Annotated in this window: 18 protein-coding genes and 1 tRNA gene; 7 read left to right on the top strand and 12 right to left on the bottom strand. The window is 64.6% G+C overall.

Going from position 1 to position 19,520, the window contains the following annotated elements; translation table 11 throughout:
- Positions 1 to 128: 128 nt before the first annotated feature.
- On the top strand, positions 129 to 890 hold the full coding sequence (locus F8G81_RS19400; protein ID WP_267276264.1) for an SDR family oxidoreductase: 762 nt from the start codon (positions 129 to 131) through the stop codon (positions 888 to 890).
- Positions 891 to 899: 9 nt separating this feature from the next.
- Here F8G81_RS19400 and F8G81_RS19395 read toward each other — a convergent pair whose 3' ends face one another.
- From F8G81_RS19395 to F8G81_RS19385, 3 genes are read right to left on the bottom strand one after another with little or no spacing between them, the layout of a single operon-like run.
- Positions 900 to 1,277 (bottom strand): sterol carrier family protein, encoded by a 378-nt coding sequence (locus F8G81_RS19395; RefSeq protein ID WP_267276263.1) that lies wholly within the window; start codon positions 1,275 to 1,277, stop codon positions 900 to 902.
- A gap of 42 nt (positions 1,278 to 1,319) precedes the next feature.
- Entirely contained in the window at positions 1,320 to 2,336 is a 1,017-nt protein-coding gene (locus tag F8G81_RS19390; RefSeq protein WP_267276262.1) for an asparaginase, read from the bottom strand.
- Positions 2,337 to 2,372: 36 nt separating this feature from the next.
- On the bottom strand, positions 2,373 to 3,950 hold the full coding sequence (locus F8G81_RS19385; protein WP_267276261.1) for a molybdopterin-dependent oxidoreductase: 1,578 nt from the start codon (positions 3,948 to 3,950) through the stop codon (positions 2,373 to 2,375).
- Positions 3,951 to 4,041: 91 nt separating this feature from the next.
- On the opposite strand from F8G81_RS19385, the gene purD reads away from it, so the two are divergent.
- Together purD and F8G81_RS19375 are read left to right on the top strand one after the other, a co-directional pair.
- Entirely contained in the window at positions 4,042 to 5,355 is a 1,314-nt protein-coding gene (purD, locus tag F8G81_RS19380) for a phosphoribosylamine--glycine ligase (RefSeq protein WP_267279301.1), read from the top strand.
- A 1-nt stretch (position 5,356) separates the two neighbouring features.
- Positions 5,357 to 6,310 (top strand): phosphoribosylaminoimidazolesuccinocarboxamide synthase, encoded by a 954-nt coding sequence (locus F8G81_RS19375; RefSeq protein ID WP_267276260.1) that lies wholly within the window; start codon positions 5,357 to 5,359, stop codon positions 6,308 to 6,310.
- 6 nt (positions 6,311 to 6,316) lie between these two features.
- Here F8G81_RS19375 and F8G81_RS19370 read toward each other — a convergent pair whose 3' ends face one another.
- Positions 6,317 to 7,582, bottom strand: a complete 1,266-nt coding sequence (locus F8G81_RS19370; protein ID WP_267276259.1) for a helix-turn-helix domain-containing protein — start codon at positions 7,580 to 7,582, stop codon at positions 6,317 to 6,319.
- Between the two features lie 132 nt (positions 7,583 to 7,714).
- Between F8G81_RS19370 and F8G81_RS19365 the strand changes: the two genes are divergently transcribed.
- Complete coding sequence (locus F8G81_RS19365) at positions 7,715 to 7,930, top strand: hypothetical protein (RefSeq protein WP_267276258.1); 216 nt, start codon at positions 7,715 to 7,717, stop codon at positions 7,928 to 7,930.
- Between the two features lie 187 nt (positions 7,931 to 8,117).
- Here F8G81_RS19365 and F8G81_RS19360 read toward each other — a convergent pair.
- The 5 genes from F8G81_RS19360 to F8G81_RS19340 form a co-directional block, all read right to left on the bottom strand.
- Positions 8,118 to 8,194 (bottom strand) — tRNA-Pro (locus tag F8G81_RS19360).
- A 90-nt stretch (positions 8,195 to 8,284) separates the two neighbouring features.
- A complete protein-coding gene (locus tag F8G81_RS19355; RefSeq protein WP_267276257.1) occupies positions 8,285 to 10,120 on the bottom strand; it encodes an ABC transporter ATP-binding protein in 1,836 nt (611 codons plus the stop codon).
- On the bottom strand, positions 10,117 to 11,937 hold the full coding sequence (locus F8G81_RS19350) for an ABC transporter ATP-binding protein (RefSeq protein WP_267276256.1): 1,821 nt from the start codon (positions 11,935 to 11,937) through the stop codon (positions 10,117 to 10,119). Before F8G81_RS19350 ends, F8G81_RS19355 begins: the two co-directional genes overlap by 4 nt.
- Positions 11,938 to 12,079: 142 nt before the next feature.
- A complete protein-coding gene (locus F8G81_RS19345) occupies positions 12,080 to 13,027 on the bottom strand; it encodes a metallophosphoesterase (RefSeq protein ID WP_267276255.1) in 948 nt (315 codons plus the stop codon).
- Positions 13,028 to 13,033: 6 nt separating this feature from the next.
- Positions 13,034 to 15,307 (bottom strand): transglycosylase domain-containing protein, encoded by a 2,274-nt coding sequence (locus tag F8G81_RS19340; protein ID WP_267276254.1) that lies wholly within the window; start codon positions 15,305 to 15,307, stop codon positions 13,034 to 13,036.
- Between the two features lie 37 nt (positions 15,308 to 15,344).
- Here F8G81_RS19340 and F8G81_RS19335 point away from each other — a divergent pair, with 37 nt between their 5' ends.
- From F8G81_RS19335 to F8G81_RS19325, 3 genes are read left to right on the top strand one after another with little or no spacing between them, the layout of a single operon-like run.
- Positions 15,345 to 15,500 carry a DUF4177 domain-containing protein gene (locus F8G81_RS19335; protein WP_011693223.1) on the top strand — a complete coding sequence of 52 codons (156 nt, stop codon included), beginning with the start codon at positions 15,345 to 15,347 and terminating at the stop codon, positions 15,498 to 15,500.
- A gap of 2 nt (positions 15,501 to 15,502) precedes the next feature.
- A complete protein-coding gene (locus F8G81_RS19330) occupies positions 15,503 to 16,036 on the top strand; it encodes a RidA family protein (protein ID WP_267276253.1) in 534 nt (177 codons plus the stop codon).
- 14 nt (positions 16,037 to 16,050) lie between these two features.
- Positions 16,051 to 16,962, top strand: a complete 912-nt coding sequence (locus F8G81_RS19325; protein WP_267276252.1) for an NUDIX hydrolase — start codon at positions 16,051 to 16,053, stop codon at positions 16,960 to 16,962.
- A 5-nt stretch (positions 16,963 to 16,967) separates the two neighbouring features.
- Here the strand turns inward: F8G81_RS19325 and F8G81_RS19320 are convergent, their stop codons facing one another.
- The 3 genes from F8G81_RS19320 to F8G81_RS19310 form a co-directional block, all read right to left on the bottom strand.
- Positions 16,968 to 18,140 (bottom strand): pyridoxal phosphate-dependent aminotransferase, encoded by a 1,173-nt coding sequence (locus tag F8G81_RS19320; protein WP_267276251.1) that lies wholly within the window; start codon positions 18,138 to 18,140, stop codon positions 16,968 to 16,970.
- A gap of 37 nt (positions 18,141 to 18,177) precedes the next feature.
- Complete coding sequence (locus tag F8G81_RS19315; protein ID WP_267276250.1) at positions 18,178 to 18,345, bottom strand: hypothetical protein; 168 nt, start codon at positions 18,343 to 18,345, stop codon at positions 18,178 to 18,180.
- A gap of 262 nt (positions 18,346 to 18,607) precedes the next feature.
- Positions 18,608 to 19,285, bottom strand: coding sequence for a Crp/Fnr family transcriptional regulator (locus tag F8G81_RS19310; RefSeq protein ID WP_214961308.1), 678 nt, complete (start codon positions 19,283 to 19,285; stop codon positions 18,608 to 18,610).
- Between the last annotated feature and the right edge of the window lie 235 nt (positions 19,286 to 19,520).

Below are 19,520 nucleotides of genomic sequence, written 5' to 3'. Positions count from 1 at the left end.
ACCATAACGGAGTTCCAGCAGCCTTTCCCGGCAGTGGGCTCATCCTTTTTATTTTCGTATCATGAGAGTTACATCTTGCCTATTGAAATCTTTTCGGCAAGGCTTGGGACCGGTACAGAGGAGTATGGATGATCGGCAATCAGAACGGCCCAAGGGTGGCAGTCGTCACCGGGGCAGGCTCGGGGATCGGCCGGGCTGTTGCCCGCCTAATGCTGGCGGAAGGGTACGCCGTTGCCCTTGCCGGCCGCCGGGAGCAGCAGCTGCTCGAAGCCGCAGCAGGCCATCCGCAAGCACTGGCTGTGCCCTGCGACGTCACCCGGCCCGACGACGTCGAGCGCCTCTTTGAGGCAACCCGCGTGCGGTGGGGGAGGGTGGACGTGCTCTTCAACAACGCCGGGAGCTTCGGACCTGCCGGCGGCGTTGACGAGATCTCCCTTCCAGACTGGGAGGCCACCGTGGCTGTGAATCTGACGGGCTCCATGCTTTGTGCGGCAGCTGCGGTCCGGCTCATGAAGACGCAGGACCCCGGCGGCGGGTGCATCATCAACAACGGTTCCATCGCGGCGCATTCCCCGCGGCCGCAGCGAGTGGCGTACACCGTCACCAAGCACGCCATAACGGGACTCACCAAGAGTATTGAACTGGACGGGCGCGGCTTTGGCATTACCTGCGGCCAGATTGACATCGGCAATACGGCCACGGAAATCATGGACAACATCGGAACTGGCCCCGGCGCACTCCAGGCTGACGGCAGTAGGCGGGTGGAACCAACGTTTCCGGTGGAGGAAGCAGCCCGGGCGGTGCTGCTGATGGCAAGCATGCCGCCGTCGGCCACAGTAGGCTCCCTCGTGGTAACGGCGGCAGGCATGCCGTTCATCGGACGAGGCTAGCCCCGGGGGTTAGAGGGGGAGGAGGGCGGAGAGGTCGGCACGGAGTCCGGAGGCCGCAACCCGGCCGGCCTCCACGGCGTCTGCCCACGTCAACTGGCCGGTCACCATCGCAAGCCAGGTGGCGGCGTCGCACTCAATAACGTTGGGCGGCGTACCCCGGGTGTGGCGGGGCCCCTCCACGCACTGGGTGACGCCGAACGGCGGCACCCGCACCTCCACAGAGTTGCCCGGCGCCCGGGCGGTGACCTCCTCCAGCGTGTATCGGACGGCGGTTGCGGTCACGGTACGCGGGACGGAAACGTCCGACGGCGTGGCGGCAGCATCCTGCCAGGCAGCCAGCGCTGCCCTGCCTTCTTCAACGTCAATACGACGGCGCGCTACAGCCATGCGGCCGGCCTCCTGGGATGGGGATTGGGGTCTGGAACGGGATCAGTCGAGGAGTGCCGAGACGGCAGGTCCCAGCCGGATCTTGCCGACCGGGCGGCCGCCGCCCAGCACGGGTTCCACTACTTTCTCCAGGACGCTGGAGACTCCGGGGATGTCTACGGCACCGGCAGCCGCGAGCAGCGTCAGGCCCACCAACGAGGTGGCGCGGAGGTTGCCGTCCAGCATCTTCACGGCCACGGACACACCCTGCGCAGTAGCCATGGCCAGCACGCCTTCCGCACCGATCTTGGCGATGACCTCCAACTCGTCCATGACGATGGTGTTGGCCTCGCCGCGGCCCTGCACAGCCCAGGGGTAGTCCAGCATGGACGTGGCGATCGTGGCGGCACGGGCACTGGCGTTTTTGTCCCCCGGGGCCTTGGCCAGCCGCGAAAACGCACGGGCCAGACCCAGGAGTGAGATGGCCGCTACGGGGGCGCCGCAGCCATCGATTCCCAGATGCGCGATCGGTTCGCCGGCGTACTCCTCGATCACGCTGCGGATGCGCTGCTGCAACGGGTGGTTCGGCTCCAGGTAGCTGTGGGTGTCCCAGCCGTTTTCGGTACAGGCCCAGAGGAACGCGGCATGCTTCCCGGAGCAGTTGTAGGCCAGCTTGGATTTGCCGCGCCCGGAACGGACCAGCCAGTCCCGGGCCGTCTCGTCGTGCGGCCAGGCGTCGGGGCACTGGAGCTGATCCTCGCTGACCCCTGCCGCCTTGAGCATGCCCTCCACCACATCCATGTGGTCCAGGGATCCCACGTGGCTGGCGCAGGCAAGCGCCACCTGGGCGCCGCGCAGCGGCACGCCTGACTGCATGGCAGCCAGCGCCTGCAGCGGTTTGAGTGTGGACCGGGCGTAGATGGGCGTGGTGATGTCGCCAAGTTCGGTCACCACGGACCCGTCGGCTGCCAGCACCACCGCGGAGCCGATGTGCCGGGACTCCACAAAGCCGCTGCGTTCAACAACGGCAAGTTCGACGGCGGAGTCCACGGTAAAGGTGGCATGGGGGTTGTGGGGCATACTGCCAGTCTAGGGGCCGCTATCCGGAATGCCGGGCTACTCCACGGTGACCATGACCGACTGCCAGCCGGAGGCGCCGTCCGGGACAGGATCAGCGCGCTGGTCCGTCTGTACCTCGCCGGTCCCGTCCGTTGCCCGGACCTTGATGTAGTGCGGTCCGGGCGTGGCGTCCCACTCGAAGGACCATTGCCGCCACGTGACCAGGGACGCCTCCGTGGACAGTGTTGCCTCGGCCCAGTCGGTGTTGTCGATCTGGACTTCCACCTTGGTGATGCCGCGGGTCTGGGCCCAGGCCGTCCCGCCGATGGCCATGCGGCCGGCGGGTACCTTGGCGAAGGACTTGGGAACCTCCACCCGCGCCATTGTCTTGATGGGGCCGCGCTCCGACCAGCCGCGCTGGGTCCAGTAGGCCTTGCTGTCTTGAAAGCGCGTCACCTCCAGGTCCACCACCCATTTGGTGGCAGAGACGAAGCCGTACAGCCCGGGCACCACCATCCGCACCGGGTAGCCGTGTTCCAGCGGCAGTGCTTCGCCGTTCATGCCGATGGCCAGGATGGCATCCCGGTCATCCTGGAGGACCTCCAAAGGCGTGGAGGCGCTGAAGCCGTCAACCGACGTCGACAGCACCATGTCCGCGCCGTCCTTCGGGCGGGCGCGCCGGAGGACCTCACGGATGGGCAGGCCCAGCCAGGTGGCGTTCCCGGCAAGGTTCCCGCCCACCGGGTTGGAGACGCAGGTGAGGGTGATGTGCGATTCGATGAGATCGGCGTCGAGCAGGTCCTGAAAGGTGAGGCGGATTTCCTCCTCCACGAGTCCATGGACCCGCAGTTCCCAGTCATCGGCGTTGATCTCGGGCACGCTCAGTGCAGTGTCGATCCGGTAGAAGTCGCTGTTGGGAGTAACCCAGGGGGTGACGCCGGGCGCGGCTGACTGCACCCCGGCTGGAACGGCGGCCGCAGCCTTGACCGGCGCAGGAAGCTGCAGGGCTCCCCGGGCCTGGTTAATGTTGCTGCGGGCAGCACCCAGGAGCCGGCCGCCAACTGCCGCCACCCCGGCGGCTGCCGCCGTGATGCCGGCGGCCGCGAAAAAGCCGCGGCGGCTGCTGGCCGGCCGCTCAGGCTCCTTTGCGCCGGTGTCCGCCGGCGCATCCGGCCACGCCTTCAGCCGCCAGAGCGGCGCAACCAGCAGGCGCAGCACCACCAGTCCGGCCACGGTGCCTGCCAGGGTGGGGATGGCATCCAGCGGCCTCACGCTTGCCCGGGTCACAACGCTCGCCACCATCATGGAGCCCATCAGCAGCACTCCCGCCACGCCGAGCACCCACCGGCGGTAGGCCACCACGCCCAGCACGCAGGCCAGCAGGAAAATGGTCAGGCCCATGCCCACAAACAGCGCAGCCTTGTCGTTGGTGCCGAACGTTGCGATGGCAAAGTCCTTCATCCACGGCGGGGTGAAATCGATGAACGTGGAGCCGAGCGCAATGACGGGTGTTGCCCGCGCCGTAAAGAACGCCCCGATCAGCTCCGCTACGGACAGGACGACGGCGGCAGCCACCACGCCGGCCAGGGCGGCCAGCGTTGGGGGGCCCTTGAGCCAGTTCAGGAGCTTGATCATGCCTCTGGTTCGTAACGGACGGCAGCGGGGATTGCTTCAGCAGGGAGGCAGCTTAGGAGCCAGCCGGGTGGGCAAAGTACGCTTGGAGACTGTGAAGGTACTCGTCATCGGCCCCGGAGGCCGCGAACACGCCATTGTCCGCTCCCTGCTCGCCGACCCCAACGTATCCGAGGTCCACTCAGCTCCCGGCAATGCCGGCATCAGCAAGCTGGTCCCTACCTACAACATCAACGGCAATGATCCGGAGGCCGTGGCCGCCCTTGCCACCAAGCTCGCGGTAGACCTTGTGGTGGTTGGCCCCGAGGCCCCGCTCGCCGCAGGCGTGGCGGACGCAGTCCGGGAAGCCGGCATCCCGGTGTTCGGGCCCAGCAAGGCAGCCGCCCAGCTGGAGGCCTCCAAAGCGTTTGCCAAAGAAGTCATGGCGGAAGCCGGCGTGCCCACGGCCATGGCAATGGTGGCGGCCAACGCTGAGGAAGCAGAGTCGGCGCTGGATACCTTCGGCGCACCCTATGTGGTGAAGGACGACGGCCTGGCCGCAGGCAAGGGCGTGGTGGTCACCAACAACCGTGATGAGGCCCTCGCCCATGCACAGGCATGCTTCGATGCCGGCGGCACCGTGGTGATTGAGGAATTCCTGGACGGTCCGGAAGTTTCCATCTTTGTCCTCTGCGATGGCCGCAACACCGTGGCTCTGTCCCCGGCTCAGGACTTCAAGCGCATCTTTGACAACGATGAAGGCCCCAACACCGGCGGAATGGGTGCCTACACTCCACTGGAGTGGGCGCCTGAAGGCCTGGTCCAGGAGGTCATTGACCGCGTGGCGCAGCCCACCGTCAACGAGATGGCCCGCCGTGGCACTCCCTTTGTAGGCGTGCTGTTCGTTGGCCTGGCCCTGACCTCCCGCGGAACCCGTGTGATCGAGTTCAACGTCCGCTTCGGCGATCCGGAAACGCAGGCCGTGCTGGCCCGCCTCAAGACGCCGCTCGGTGCGCTGCTGTTGGCGGCCGCCAAAGGGGAACTGGACCAGGCGGAAGAGCTGCGCTGGTCCAAGGAGACCGCTGTCGCCGTCGTCGTCGCGTCCGAAAATTACCCGGACACCCCGCGCACCGGTGACCGGATCCGCGGGCTGAAGAAAATTGACGAACTCGAGGGCGTCCACGTGATCCACGCGGGCACCTCGCTGGACGAGCAAGGCAAGGTGGTCTCGGCCGGCGGCCGGGTGCTCGCCGTGGTTGCGCTCGGCAGCGACCTCGTGGAGGCTCGTGAAAAGGCGTACGACGGCGTGGAACTGGTTCAGCTGGAAGGCTCCCAGTTCCGGACGGACATCGGCGGCAAGGCCGCCCGTGGCGAGATCAAGGTAGCCAGTGCAACCGGGTCACTGCCCGTGACAAAGACAAAGGCATAGCATGACTGAAAATTACGAAACCGGCAACGCCGCCAAAGCCGGCCTGCACACGAAGACCTTGGACCTGCCGGGATGGCAGCACGTCTACTCCGGCAAAGTCCGGGACCTGTACGAGCCGGTGGACGAATCCATCCGCCAGCAGGTGGGGCAGGACTGTGTGTTGGTGGTGGCAAGCGACCGCATCAGCGCGTTTGATCACGTCCTGGCCAGCGAAATCCCCGACAAGGGGCGCATCCTCACCCAGCTGAGCCTCTGGTGGTTTGACCAGCTGGACGTGGTTCATCACGTGCTTGCCTCCACGGTGGAAGGCGGGGTCCCCGCCGAGGTGGAGGGCCGGGCCATGATCTGCAAGAAGCTGGACATGTTCCCGGTGGAGTGCATCGCCCGCGGCTACCTCACCGGCTCCGGGCTGCTGGAGTACAACGCGTCCGGTACTGTCTGCGAGATCCCGCTTCCGCCGGGCCTGGTGGACGGTTCCCGTCTGGACAAGGCAATTTTCACTCCCTCCGCGAAGGCTGAGGTGGGCGAGCATGACGAGAACATCACCTACGACGACGTGGTGGCCATGGTGGGGGACGACATTGCAGCACGCCTGAGCGAACTGACCCTCAAGATCTACACCACCGCAGAAAAGATCGCCCAGGAGCGAGGCATCATCCTCGCTGACACCAAAGTGGAGTTCGGCTACGACGCCGTATCCGGCGGGATCACGCTGGGCGATGAGGTGCTCACCCCGGATTCCTCCCGTTTCTGGGATGCGGCCACGTATCAGCCGGGCCAGGCGCAGCCGTCCTACGACAAGCAGTACGTCCGGGACTGGCTGACCTCAGCCGAATCCGGCTGGGACAGGAAATCGGACACGCCTCCGCCGGCGCTGCCTGAGGACGTTATCGGCCGGACGCGCAGCCGGTATGTGGAGGCCTACGAAAAGCTCACCGGTAAAACGTTCTCCTAGGCTGCGCTAGCTGGCCTTGGCGGCTTTGGCGGCGCGCTGCTGGGCCAGCTTGATCTCCAGGACGGCGTCCAATGCCTGTTGGACGCGGTCCTGGGCACCTGCGGCGCTGAAGGCCTTTTGCGCCTCCTCCAGGTACACTAGGGCCTCCTCTGATTCGCCCGCGGCCTTGAGGGACTTCCCGAGCAAAAGGGAAACCTCCCCGGCCGTGTGTTTGGCCAGAGCGGAGCGTTCGGCGTGGATTTCGCGCAGCTTTTCCACGGCGGCCACGATGTCGCCTGTGAGGTAGAGCCAGCGCGCGCGGATGAAGGCCACTTCGAGTTGGTCTGTCTTGTTCCCGCCCACAATGGACAGCGCTAATTCGGCGCGTTCGATGGAGGAGAGTGTTTCCGGCTCCACAATCCCGGAGGACAGCCGGACGGCCGCAGAAGCCTTGTTGAAGCGGGCCCAGAGTTCGATGTCGTTGGCGGGGGAGAGCATCTTGGCGGCACGCTCGTGGTACTTGATGCCTTCCGGGTAGTCATGGCGCATAAAGGCCACGTTGCCGATGACCCAGGCCACTTCGCCGGCGAGCTGGGACATCGAGTGCTCATCCACATGGTCGTTCATGGCCTGGCAGTACTTCCACGCCTCGTCCAGCCGGCCGCTTTCCGCGAGGGCGCCAATCAGTGCGCGGTGGGCGCCGATGATGAGGGTGGAGCCCTTGGGCAGCTGGGCGCAGAGCTTCACGGCTTCCAGGGCATGGTCCACGGCGGTGCTCAGCTGGCCCTGTCCCTGGCAGATGCCCGCGAGCATCTGGCGGGCCCGTACACCCAGTCCCACGGACTCCGTGGCCATGGGATGTTCCAGCAGGTGATACATGATCTTCTGGGCTTCCTGCCAGTTGCCCTGCTTGATCAGGCACTCAGCCTGCATGTAGGTCATGTTCCACCAGGCGCTGGTGTTCTTGCCCTCCAGGGCGATCTGCGCGGCGGTGGCTGCGTGGCTGGCAGCGAGCGGGTAATCCCGCAGGTCCCAGGCCTGCCGCGCGTAGAGCCCGGCCAGGACGTACTCGGCGTCGCTGACTGAAATGGGCTGGCTCCAGGCTTCCAGCGCCTTGGGCGCCAGCTCCAGCCTGCGTGCCAGTTCCTCGATCACTTCGGCCGTGGGTTCCCTCCGGCCGGTCTCGAGCAGAGAAATATAACTAGGGGAGTACAGGTCCTTGCCCAGTTCAGCCTGCGTCAGCCCACGTTCGAGTCGCTCCGCCCGGAGCTTCTCCCCGAATCCGTTGCCCACGGGATTTCCTCCTTATTCCGGACAGTCTTTGTACTCAATGCTTGACAGTCCCTGTGGAAAACATTTTACAATGTATGTCAACAAGGACAGTGCTGACTTTGTAACGAATCCGACTCGTATTGAGGAACTTTTATGTTGAAGAAGATTGCAGCCGCAGCCGTACTGGCTGGGGCCCTGGCGTTTTCTGCGGCGGCTCCGGCCGTCCTGTCTGCAGGTTCCATTGCTGATACCACGGGTAGCGCCGTAGCAGTAGGCAACTGGCCTGATCCCATGTCCAAGCCTGTCAAGGAGAAGGACAAGGACACCACCTACACCACCAACGTCGGCAACTGGCCTGACCCGATGTAATCAACCTTCTTCTTAAGGAGGCGAGGCCCTGGAGCATGTGCCAACCATGCTCCGGGGCCATTCCTTTGCCCGGAAAAATCTTGCCGAAAGATTGTCACGGGACGGTCACAGGAACACAAAAAGGTCACCATAAAACGCTCATAGAGCATACAAAAAGAGGGCCTCCCGGGGGAGACCCTCTTTCGTGTGGTCGGGATGACAGGATTTGAACCTGCGACCTCTTCGTCCCGAACGAAGCGCGCTACCAAGCTGCGCTACATCCCGATCCGCTGCAAAAGCAACTTTACAAGAATAGCCGATGCCGGGTCCGGATGCGAAATCCGTCGGCACTCAGACCGCCGCTCAGACCGGCGCTCAGACCAAAGAGTCCTTCCAGGCGCCATGAAGGTCCGCGAAGCGTCCGCCGCCGCCGATCAAGTCAGCAGGCGTCCCGTCCTCCACCACACGGCCGTCGTGGATCACAAGTACCCGGTCAGCCGTTTCAACGGTGGAGAGCCGGTGAGCGATGATAAGCGCGGTCCGGCCCCCGCGCGCGGGACCGTTGCCGGCGGTTGCCTGCAGCAGCCGCGCCAGCCCTGTCTGGACAAGCCGCTCGGAAGGAACATCCAGGGACGACGTGGCTTCGTCCAGGATGAGGACCGCCGGCCGCGCCAGGAACGCCCGTGCGAAGCTGATGAGCTGGCGTTGGCCGGAGGAGACACGCCCGCCACGCTTGTTGACGTCCGTGTCATAGCCTTCGGGCAGTTCTGTAATGAACCCGTGCGCGCCCACGGCCCGGGCAGCTTCTTCGATCTCTGCGCGGGAAGCCTCCGGGCGGCCCAGGGCAATGTTGTCCGCCACGGAGCCGCTGAACAGGAACGCTTCCTGCGTGACCATCACGATATTCCGCCGCAGGTCGGTGCTGCCCAGGTTGCGCAGGTCAACACCGTCCAGCGTCAGGGAGCCGGAGGAGACGTCGTAGAACCGGGCGATCAGCTTGGCCAGGGTGGACTTGCCTGCACCCGTCTGGCCCACCAGGGCCACCGTCTGGCCTGCGGGGATGTGCAGGTCCAGGCTGGGGATGATGACAGGACCGTCCCCGTAGCGGAACTCCACACCGTTGAAGTCAATGGTTCCCTCGGCGTCCCGGAGCGGCACAGCATTCTTGGGCGGCCGCACGGTGGGGACCTCCTGAAGCAGGCCGGAGACCTTTTCGAGGGCGGCCTGGGCGCTTTGGAAGGAATTGTAGAACATGGCCATCTGGTCCACGGGCTGGAAGAAGCGCTTGGTGGACAGGATCAGTGCCAGCAGAACGCCCACGGCCAGGTCGCCGCTGAGCACACGGAAACCGCCGAACAGCAGTACGCCAGCAACACAGACGTTGCCTATCAGCACCAGACCCGGCTGGAAGATGCCGTTGAGGTTGATTGAGCGGACGGTCACCTGGCGGTAATCCTCGGCGAGCTGGCCGTAGGTTTGGGCATTTTCGCGTTCCTTGCGGAAAGCCTTCACCGCGCGGATGCCTGTCATGGTTTCCACAAAGTGCACAATCAGCCGGGCCGAGACCACCCGGGATTCGCGAAAGGCAATATGGGAATGCTTCTGGTACCAGCGGGACAGGAAGTACATCGGCACGCCGGCGGCCAGCACTATCAGCCCGCTTCGCCAGTCAAGGGCAAAGACTGTGATCGCGGTGAAGACCATAAACAGCAGGCCCGAGGCCAGTGAGCTGACACCGGAATCGAGGAGTTCGCGGAGGGCCTCCAGGTCCGAGGTCTGCCTGGCAATGATCCGGCCTGAGGTGTACTTTTCGTGGAATTCCAGGCTGAGGCGCTGCGTGTGGCGGAAAACCCTGACTCGCAGGTCCAGCAGCATGGCCTGGCTGAGCCTCGCGGTGGATGTCACGTACAGGGCGGTGAGTCCCGCCGTCGCGATCGCCGCCGCCAAATACGCGACGCCGGTCAGCACCAGCGGGAAGTTGTCACCTGCTTGCAGGGCGGGCAGGGCGTGGTCAATGCCGTAGGCGATCAGGGCCGGGCCTGCCACGCGGGCCGCCTGCGACAGGACCACGGTGGCGATGGTGAGCCAGAACCTGAGGCGCACCGGCCGGATCAGGGAGCCCAGCAGTGCCAGGGACCGGCGCCGTACGGTTCTGCTGTCGCTCTTGCTGAGGTGGGCGTTGTCCTCGTTGGCGGTGCCGAAGGTGCTCATCGGTTGATCTCCTCAGCCGCTGCCTCTGCCTCTTCTTCAAGATCCGACAGTTCCGAATCCAGGTCTCGAGGTTCCCGGTCCAGGCTGGCAATCACATACCGGTAGTGGGAATTGCGGGCCAGCAGTTCGGTGTGGGTCCCGACGGCGGTAATCCGGCCTCCCTCCAGGAGCGCCACACGGTCGGCAAGCGCCACCGTTGACGGACGGTGGGCCACGATCAGCGTGGTGGTGTCTGCGAGTACGTCACGGAGCCGAGCCTCCACCAGTTCCTCGGTGTGCACGTCCAAGGCGGAAAGGGGATCATCCAGCACCAGGACCCGCGGCTTGGCTGCAATGGCACGCGCCAGGGCAATGCGCTGGCGCTGCCCGCCGGACAGGCTGAGCCCTTCTTCGCCGATGAGGGTATCCACACCTTCGGGCAGCGAATAAACGAAATGTGCCTGGGCGACGTCCAGTGCCTCCGCCAGGGCTTCCTCGGAGTGTTCCTGCGCGCCGAGCAGCACATTGTCCCGGACTGAATTCGAGAACAGCGTGGTGTCCTCGAACGCCACTGCCACGACGCGGCGGAGCTCTTCGACGTCGAACTCGCGCAGGTCCACGCCGTCGATGGTGATGGATCCGTCCGTGACGTCGTAAAGCCGGGGGACCAGCTGGATCATTGCGCTCTTGCCGCTGCCGGTAACGCCAACCAAAGCCATGGTTTCGCCGGGCCTGATCTCCAGGCTGATGTTCCTGAGGATGGGCTTGTCCAGGGCGTCCTCGAACGCGAAGGTTGCGTTGTTGAAACTGAGCGCGCCGCGCAGTTGCGAAGGCTTGCGGGGCTCCGGCGGGCTGGTGATGGTGTTGGCTGTATCCATCACTTCGTAGTGCCTGTCGATGGCGGTTTTGGCGGTGAGGGCCATGGCCAGCAGCATCCCGGAGAACTCCACGGGGGTGGCTATGACCGCGGCCGTGGCGAAGAAAGCCACCAGGGCTCCGATGCTGAGCTGACCGCTGGCGCACAGCATCACACCCACCACCAGCCCGGCACCCAGTGCCAGCTCGGGCAGCAGGGTGACCACCATGGTGAAGGTAGCCTGGTGCCGTGCCTTGGCGATCTCGGTCTGGCGGAGTTCCTCGGCCTGTTCGTTGAAGGTTTCCAATGCCTCTCGGCTGCGGCCGAAGGCCTTGAGGACCCGGATCCCGTGGACCGATTCCTCCACCGTGGTGGCGAGGTCACCGGCCTGGTCCTGGCTGCGCCGTGTCACCTTGCTGAAACGTGTCCGGAAGCGGAAGCCGTACGCCATGATGGGCACAGCGGCGGCCAGGAAAACCAGGGCGAGCTGCCAGCTCATGGTAAACATCACCACAGTGCCGATGATGACCGTCAGTGTGGTGACCACCAGCATGATCGCGCCGAAGGCCATCCACCGGCGCAGGAAGTTCAGGTCAGTCATGGCGCGGGACAGCAGCTGGCCGGAACCCCAGCGGTCATGGAACGAGACGGTCAGGTCCTGCAGGTGGCCGTATAGGGAGACCCGCATCCTGGTCTCAACGGTGGTTGCCGGGTTGATGACGAACTGCCGGCGCAAAGCCACCAGTCCGGCCTCGGCGATGCCAAGGATGAGGATTACGACGGCGGCGCTCCAGACTGCGCCTGCCTCGCCGCCGGGCTGAAGCGACTCGTTGATCAGGACACGGAGCACCTGGGGGATGGTAAGTGCCACCAGGCTGGCCAGAAGTGCGCACAGGAGCCCCATCACCAGCCGGGGGATAATCGGCTTCACATGGGGATAAAGACGGCTGATGGATCTGAAGAATGGAGTCTGCTTGGCCATGCCCGCTTCTCAAGCTCTTATTCGAAAATGTAGTTTCCCGTAGCAACAACCTTATGCCATCAGGTCAGACGGTTCACGGGATTGCTCAGGCAGGAGACGGCTTGGCCAGTTATTCGAATCCGCAATGAACCCGGCGGGCGGGCTATGAGCGGGCGGTGAGGGTCAGCAGCACGGCCTCAGGCCTGCAGGCAATACGGACCGGGGCGAAGCGGGAGGTTCCGATACCGCCGGAGACGTTGACCGGCGTCGTGCGTCCGTCGAATTCCCAGTCATTGAGGCCCTTGGCCCGCCAGGTGGGGATGTCGCAGTTGGCCACCACTGCGCCGTAGCCGGGGATGCAGATTTGGCCGCCGTGGGTGTGGCCGGCCAGCAGCAGGTCCGCGCCGTCCCGGGTGAAGTGGTCCAGGACGCGCTGGTAGGGCGCGTGGATGACGGCCACGCGCAGGTGCTGGGTCTGGTCCTGGTTCCTGGTGCCGCGCGGCCAGCCGGCGTACCTTTCACGGCGCAGGTGGGGATCGTCCACACCCGAGAAGTCAAAACGCATGCCCTTCAGGACCAGCGACTGATGGCGGTTGGTCAGGTCAACCCAGCCGCCCATCCCAAACCCCGCACGGAGCCGCGGCCAGTCCAGCTCGATGGAATCACGCTTGGCTTTGGACGGACCCAGCAGATAGGACGCAGGGTTCTTCAGGCTGGGGGCGTAGTAGTCGTTGGACCCCGGAACAAAGACGCCGGGGAATTCCAGGAGCGGGCGCAGGGCCTTGAGCAGCGGATCCACAGCCTTGACGTGGCTGAGGTTATCTCCCGTGTTGACCACCAGGTCCGGTTCCAGCGAGGCCAGAGACTGCAGCCAGGTGGCTTTGGTGTCCTGGCCGGGAACGAAGTGGATGTCGCTCAGGTGCAGGATCCGGAACGGCGCCCGCCCTGGGGGCAGGATGGCCAGGGATTCCTCCCGCAGGACAAACTGGTTCTTCTCCCACAGCCCGTATCCGAAGGCTGCAAGACCGGCGGCCGATCCCGCGGCGGCGGTGACGGCAAAGCCGCGCCCGATGTTCCGGACGCGGCTGGCCAGGGCGGAGGTGGCTGCCATGCGCGGCTAGCCGTTGCCGTTGCCGGGCTTGCTGGGCTCAGCTGACGGCTGCGTGGGCGGCTGCGGAGCCTGGCTGGCCTGCGTGGTGGGCGCGGGGGCGGGCTTGGGCGTGCTGCCCAGCAGGTTCGACGGCGGTGCCGGGAACGGATTGGTGCCGTAGGCCGGGGCAACCTGGGCCATGTACTTGGAGAACATGGGTCCGGCGATCATGTAGCCGTCCAGGTTTTCGTAGAACTGGCCGTTGAAGGACAGATTCCGGCCCGGCCGGTTCTGGGAGCCAAGCGGGTCGCCGAACCAGGCCGCGGTGGCCAGGCCCGAGGTGTAGCCAACTACCCAGGTGGACTCGTTGAGGTTGGACGTTCCGGTCTTGGCCGCCACAGGGAAGTTGGTCTTGGTGGAAAGACGCGGTTTGATCAGCGAACCTGAGCCCTGGTTCAGGACTTCCTGGAGCGCATAGTTGACGCCGCGGGCCACCTCAGGCTTGAGCGCGTCGCGGCAGTTGGATGACTGGGCCGGCAGTTGCGCCCCGGTCTGGTCAGTCACGGAGCTGATGGCGATCGGCTCGCAGTACTTGCCGTCGTTGGCGAAGGTGGCGAAGGCGCTGGCCATGGTCAGCGGTGCCGTCTGCCTGGAACCCAGCAGGTTGCCCAGGATAGACATGTCCACCTTGGGGTTGGGGCTCTCGGCTGTGGGGAGGCCTTCGTGCAGCCCCACCGCATCCACAATCTTCTGGATGCCGCAGAAGTCCAACTGCGCTGCCGAAGCAAAGGTGGCCGTGTTGATGGAGTTGTAGAGGCCTTCCAGCACCGTCATGGGGCGGTAGTAGCCTTCCCCGGCATTCTGGAGGTTGTCGGCGGCGCCCAGGCCCTTCTCGGCGGTGTTGTATCCACCGGTGGTGACACCACAGGAGTTCCGCCACCTGAAGTTCAGGGGATAGACACGCTGGGCGGCGTTGACCACGGTGTTCATGGACTTGCCCTCATTGAGCCATTCCGCGAACGTGAACGGCTTCATGGTGGAGCCTGGCTGGGCGCCGCCCAGGCCGTTGAGGTCGTTGCCGTCCTTGTCCAGCTTGTCCACGTTGAAGTTCACCTGAGAATCGAACTTGCCATCCGCGGGGAGGAACGAGGTGTTCTGCGCCATCGAGATGATCTTGCCCGTATTCGGCTGCACGGACACCATGGAGGCGCCCCACTTGTCCGGGTTGGCGCCGGCGGAGGCATCGGCCTGTGCCTGGGCGGCGGCCTGCGCGTTGGGGTCCAGGGTGGTGGTGATGGTCAGGCCTCCCCCGAAGACCCTTCTTTCCCGCTCTTTGGCATCCGCACCGTAGGCCGGGTTGTTCAGCAGCAAGTGCAGCACGTAGTCACAGAAGTACGGTGCCGTGGCGGCGTAGGCGCAGCCCTGCTTGGCCGGGGTGACCTTGGGCTCCACAGGGGTAGCCACGGCGGCGTCGTGCTCTGCCTGGGTGATCTTGTTCTGGCTCAGCATCAGGCCCAGTACCAGGTCCCGCCGCACCTTGGCGTTGTCAGGGTTGGTGAGGGGGTCAAAGGCACTGGGGCTGTTGACCAGGCCGGCCAGGAGGGCTGCCTGGGGGAGCGTAAGGTCCTTTGCGCTGGTGCTGAAGAACAGCTTGGACGCGGCCTCGATCCCGTAGGCGTCGCGGTTGAAGAACACGATGTTGAGGTAACCCTCAAGGATCTGGTCCTTGCTGTATTCCTTCTCCAGCGCGATGGCCAGCTTCATCTCGCGCAGCTTGTCCCCAACGCCCTTGTTGAGGCTGCCATTGAGCTTGATGTCCTCGATGTTTCCCTCGGCCTCGAGGTTGGAGTTAAGGACGTTGTTCACGTACTGCTGGGTGATGGTGGAAGCACCCTGCCTGTTACCGCGGGCCGTGCTGACCAGGGCGCGGAGGATACCTGTGGTGTCCACGCCGCCGTGCTCGTAGAACCGGCTGTCCTCAACGGCGATGACGGCTTCCTTCATAAACGGAGAGATCTGGTCCAGGGAAACCTTGGTCCGGTTCTGCGTGTAGAGGTTGGCGATCACGCTGCCGTCTGCGGCCAGGATGGTGGTGGACTGGCTGGGCGGGTCCACCTTCAGCTCTGCCGGAAGAGCGTCGAAAAACTCGATGGAACCGCTGGCGGTGCTGCCGGAAACAGCCGCGGCCGGAACCAGCAGGCCTGCCACCAGGACACCACAAATAGCGCTCACGCCAAGGAAGCCGAGAATCTTTCCGAGGGTAGTGGCCGTGTCGAAAATGGGGTTCTTACGAGTCACCATGTTTTCCACTTTAGCGGCAAGGACTAGTCTTTAGCTCATGACCAAATGGGAGTACGCCACGATTCCGCTCATTATTCACGCCACAAAGCAGATTCTTGACCAGTGGGGGGAGGACGGCTGGGAGCTCGTCCAGGTAGTCACAGGACCTGACGGCAACGGCCTTGTTGCCTACCTGAAGAGGGAGAAGCAGTAGCCATGAGCACCCCCGCAGACACCACGTCCGGCGCGGCAACGGCGCCCGTTTCCGCCGTCGAGCAGCGGCTTGCCGAACTCGGCCTGACCCTCCCCGAGGTACCGGCCCCGGTGGCCGTTTATGTGCCCGCAGTCATCTCAGGCAACCACGTTTACACCTCCGGCCAGCTGCCGTTTATTAACGGCAAACTCGAAGCAACGGGCAAAGTGTCCACCGGCACCGAAGGCTACGCTGACGAACCCACTGTTTCCCCGGAAGACGCGCACCGCTACGCTGCGGTGTGTGCGGTGAACGCCCTGGCAGCAGTCAAAAGCGTGATCGGCGACCTTGACCGCATCACCCGGATCGTCAAGGTTGTGGGATTTGTCTCATCGGATCCGTCCTTCACCGGCCAGCCCGGTGTTATCAACGGCGCGTCCGAACTCCTGGGCCGGGTGCTCGGTGACGCCGGGCAGCACGCCCGTTCCGCCGTCGGCGTTAATGTGCTGCCGCTCGACTCTCCCGTGGAGCTCGAACTGATCGCGGAATTCAGCTAGGGCCGGTCCTTCCTTTGCCTCAGCTCGCCAGACGCCTTTTTGTACTGCCTCCAGATCTTGAAGGGGCAGCACAAAGCTGGCTCGAACACGGCGAGCGGACTCCGCGTGCCGCCCGCCTTGCGTCGTCGGTAGTCCTGCTGCGCGATTCCCCCACCGGCCTTGAAACCTGGCTTGGATACCGTCCCGGTTCCTCGCCGCTGGGGGTTCTCGCGTTTCCCGGAGGTTCCCTGGACGCGTCCGACGACGACCCCGTCGGCTGGCTGGGCCCCTCACCCCAGTACTGGGCCGAGCAGATGGGAACTGACGACGTCGGCCTGGCCCGCCGCCACGTGGTGGGCGCCATCCGGGAACTCTTCGAGGAAACCGGTGTGCTGCTGGCCGGGCCGGACGCAACCACCACCGTGGAGTCCACATATGTCCAGGAGTGGATGCGCGCGCGGGAGGCCGTGTCAAACCAGGAGAAATCGTTCACCGAGGTACTGGCGAAGCGTGGCCTTTCGCTGCGCACCGACCTCCTGAAATCCCTGGTCAACTGGCGCAGTCCGGACTTCGCGCACTTTCGCTTTGATACCCGCTATTTCGCGGCTACGGTGCCCATGAACCAGGAACCCACCCTCTTGGAGAGCAAGGGAGTGTGGGGACGCTGGGTGAGTGCCTCCAAGGTCATCGCGGAGCGGGACACCACAGCGCTGGGCGACGAAGTGGGCCAGGAGAACACCGTTGGCCTCACCCTGGGCCAGTTGCTGGTGCCCGGATCGGAGATCATGCTGGAGAAAATGGCCGCTGCCAACGGCTGCGTCGCCTACCTCAGCTACAAGCGCAAGGCCCACGTCTACCAGCCCAAGCTGGTGCAGGAAGACGGCAAGCTGATGCTTGAGGTGGAAGCTGCCAAGACCGTAGCAGGCGAGCCGCAGCGGGAACGCTAAAGGCTCTAGGCGCGGCCCCCGGCCTCCCGCACGGCCGCCCTGAACCTGTCGCCCAGCAATTGGATCCGTTCAACAGGCTCGTTGCTGAACACCAGCCGGAGGTGTCTGTCCGCCACCGGCCCGCCCCAGCCCGTCATCGCCGTGGCGGCCACGCCGTGCCGCAACAGGACCCGGGAGAGGTCACCGGGGTCCACGCCATGATGGACCGTATCCACAATTTGTGACCAACCGCCTGCAGCCGGAATCATGGCGAAGCCCTGCAGCGTGGTGGTGAGGGCATTGCGGCGGCGCTCCCACTCGGTAACGCATTGGGCAAAGCTTTCGTCACCGTCGCTGAGGGCAGCAATCAGGCCTGCCTGTGCAATGCCGCCGGGAGTGATGCCGTTGTACATGTGGACGACGGCGACATCGGACATCACTGCCCGCGGAGCCAGGATCCAGCCGATGCGCCAACCGATCATCCGCTGCTCGATCGACGCTGATCCCACAATAATGGTGCGCTCACGCATCCCCGGGTAGGCCACAGGACTCAGGATGGGCTGGGCATCAAAGACGATCCCTTCCATCAGGGACCAGTAGATCAGCCAGATGTCCCGTGCGACGCAAAGGCCCGCAATTGCTGACCATTCGTCCTCGGTGAGACAGTAGCCCGAGGGAAATGACGGGTTCTGGAGGAATATCGCCCGAGTCTTGGGCGTCACTGCAGCCTCCAGCTCACCCAGGTCCAGCCGCCAGGCGCCTGCGGAGACGGTCATGGGTACCAGCCTGGGCACACCTCCGGCCAAATAGACCCGGTTGAGCATGCCCGCATACGTCGGGTCCGTCAGCACGATTTCATCGCCGGGGTCGGTCAGGGCCAGCAGGGCATCAAGCAGGCAGTCTCCATCGCTGGACGTCAGGATGACCTCCGTCGCCGGATCATAGCTGACGCCGGTCCGTCCGGCGACATATCCGGCAACGGCTTCCTTCGCCGCCTGTTGACCCGTGAACGGCAGGTAGGAATTGGCGGAATCCAGGCCGACTGCTGCACGCGTGGCTTCAACCGCTGAGGGCGGGGGCAGCAGGTCCGTGTCCAGATTCTCCAGCCGCAAAATCTCCGGATCGTCACCTGCGGACGCGGCCACGGCGTCAATGTTGAAGCCGGCTACATGGTTCAGTCGGGTGGGCCTGGGTCTCATTGCCTTGCCTCGTTTCGCCTCGGTCCCGCCCGGCATGCTACAGACGGATGGTTGAGTACGGGCGGCTGGGGAGATGGCCTGCCGTCCACGGCCTGACGGAAGGCTCCAACGGAATCTGCCCATGGCCGTCGCGGATCACCAGGACCACCGTGCCGATGACACCGGCCAACGATGCCAAGCCCAAGACGACCAATACGACGATCATTGCCACAGACATTCTGATGCACCTCGTAGCTCAAATCCTACGACTGTCATGGAAGGCTTGGTAGGGGCGGTCAAGTCCGCTGTCCAGCGACCCTTCGCCGTCGCTTAGACACGACGCAAAAAGGGCACCTGTGGTCGCTGAGCGACCTCCGACGCCCGATGCGCCGCGATGCGCTCCTCCACGAAGGCCCGCTAAACAGCTTGATGCTGGACGCGCAAAAAGGCCCTATGGATGGCATCCATAGGGCCTCAGTCGTGAAAACTTAGCGGGAGCGCTGGCGCAGGCGCTGCATGTCCAGGATCACCACGGCGCGGGCTTCGAGGCGAAGCCAGCCGCGCTGGACGAATTCGGCCAGGGCCTTGTTAACCGTTTCGCGGGACGCGCCGACAAGTTGTGCCAGCTCTTCCTGGGTGAGCTCGTGGGCCACCAGGACGCCATCCGTTGCCGGGCGGCCGAAGCGGTCTGCCAGATCCAGGAGGGCCTTGGCAACCCGGCCGGGAACGTCGGAGAACACCAGATCGGAGAGGGAATCGTTGGTGCGGCGGAGGCGCCGGGCCAGGGCCTGCAGCAGCTGCGCGGAAACCTCGGGACGGGTGCGGAGCAGCGCGTTGAGGCTTTCGTTCCGGAGCCCGGCGAGGCGGGTTTCCGATACCGCGGTAGCGGTGGCTGTGCGGGGGCTGGGGTCAAAGAGGGCCATCTCACCAAACAGCTCGCCCGGGCCCAGGATGGCCAGGAGGGATTCCCTGCCGTCCGGGGACGTGCGGCCCAGCTTCACTTTGCCCGAAACGATGAAGTAGAGCTGGTCGCCCTGGTCGCCCTCCCGGAAAACCGATGCACCGCGGGAAAGGTCCACCTCGGTCAGCTCATCCGTCAGCAGACGGAATGCTTCGTCGTCGAGCGTGGCGAAAAGGGGTGCTCGGCGCAGTACCTCGATGTCCATAAAATCTCCTGAGTAATGTGTCGGCTGTGGCGCTTGTGCCATTGTTCCAGAATTTTCAACGTTCTGTGACGTACTTGGCAGCCGAAACGGCCTAAACCAGTGCAGAAAAGTCATTTTCGGACCAGGGGCTACGTGATGCCGGGCACCCTTTTTCTGAACAGGCGAACGTTGCCGGATCGGAATCCGGCCCGCCCCTGTCCCCACAGGGGAATGTCAGGCAGCGCCACTAGAATTG

It is taken from the genome of Arthrobacter sp. CDRTa11 (assembly GCF_026427775.1).
Classification (GTDB): domain Bacteria; phylum Actinomycetota; class Actinomycetes; order Actinomycetales; family Micrococcaceae; genus Arthrobacter.
Note: the sequence above shows the minus strand (reverse complement) of the source record. Positions and strands in the feature narration are given on the sequence as shown.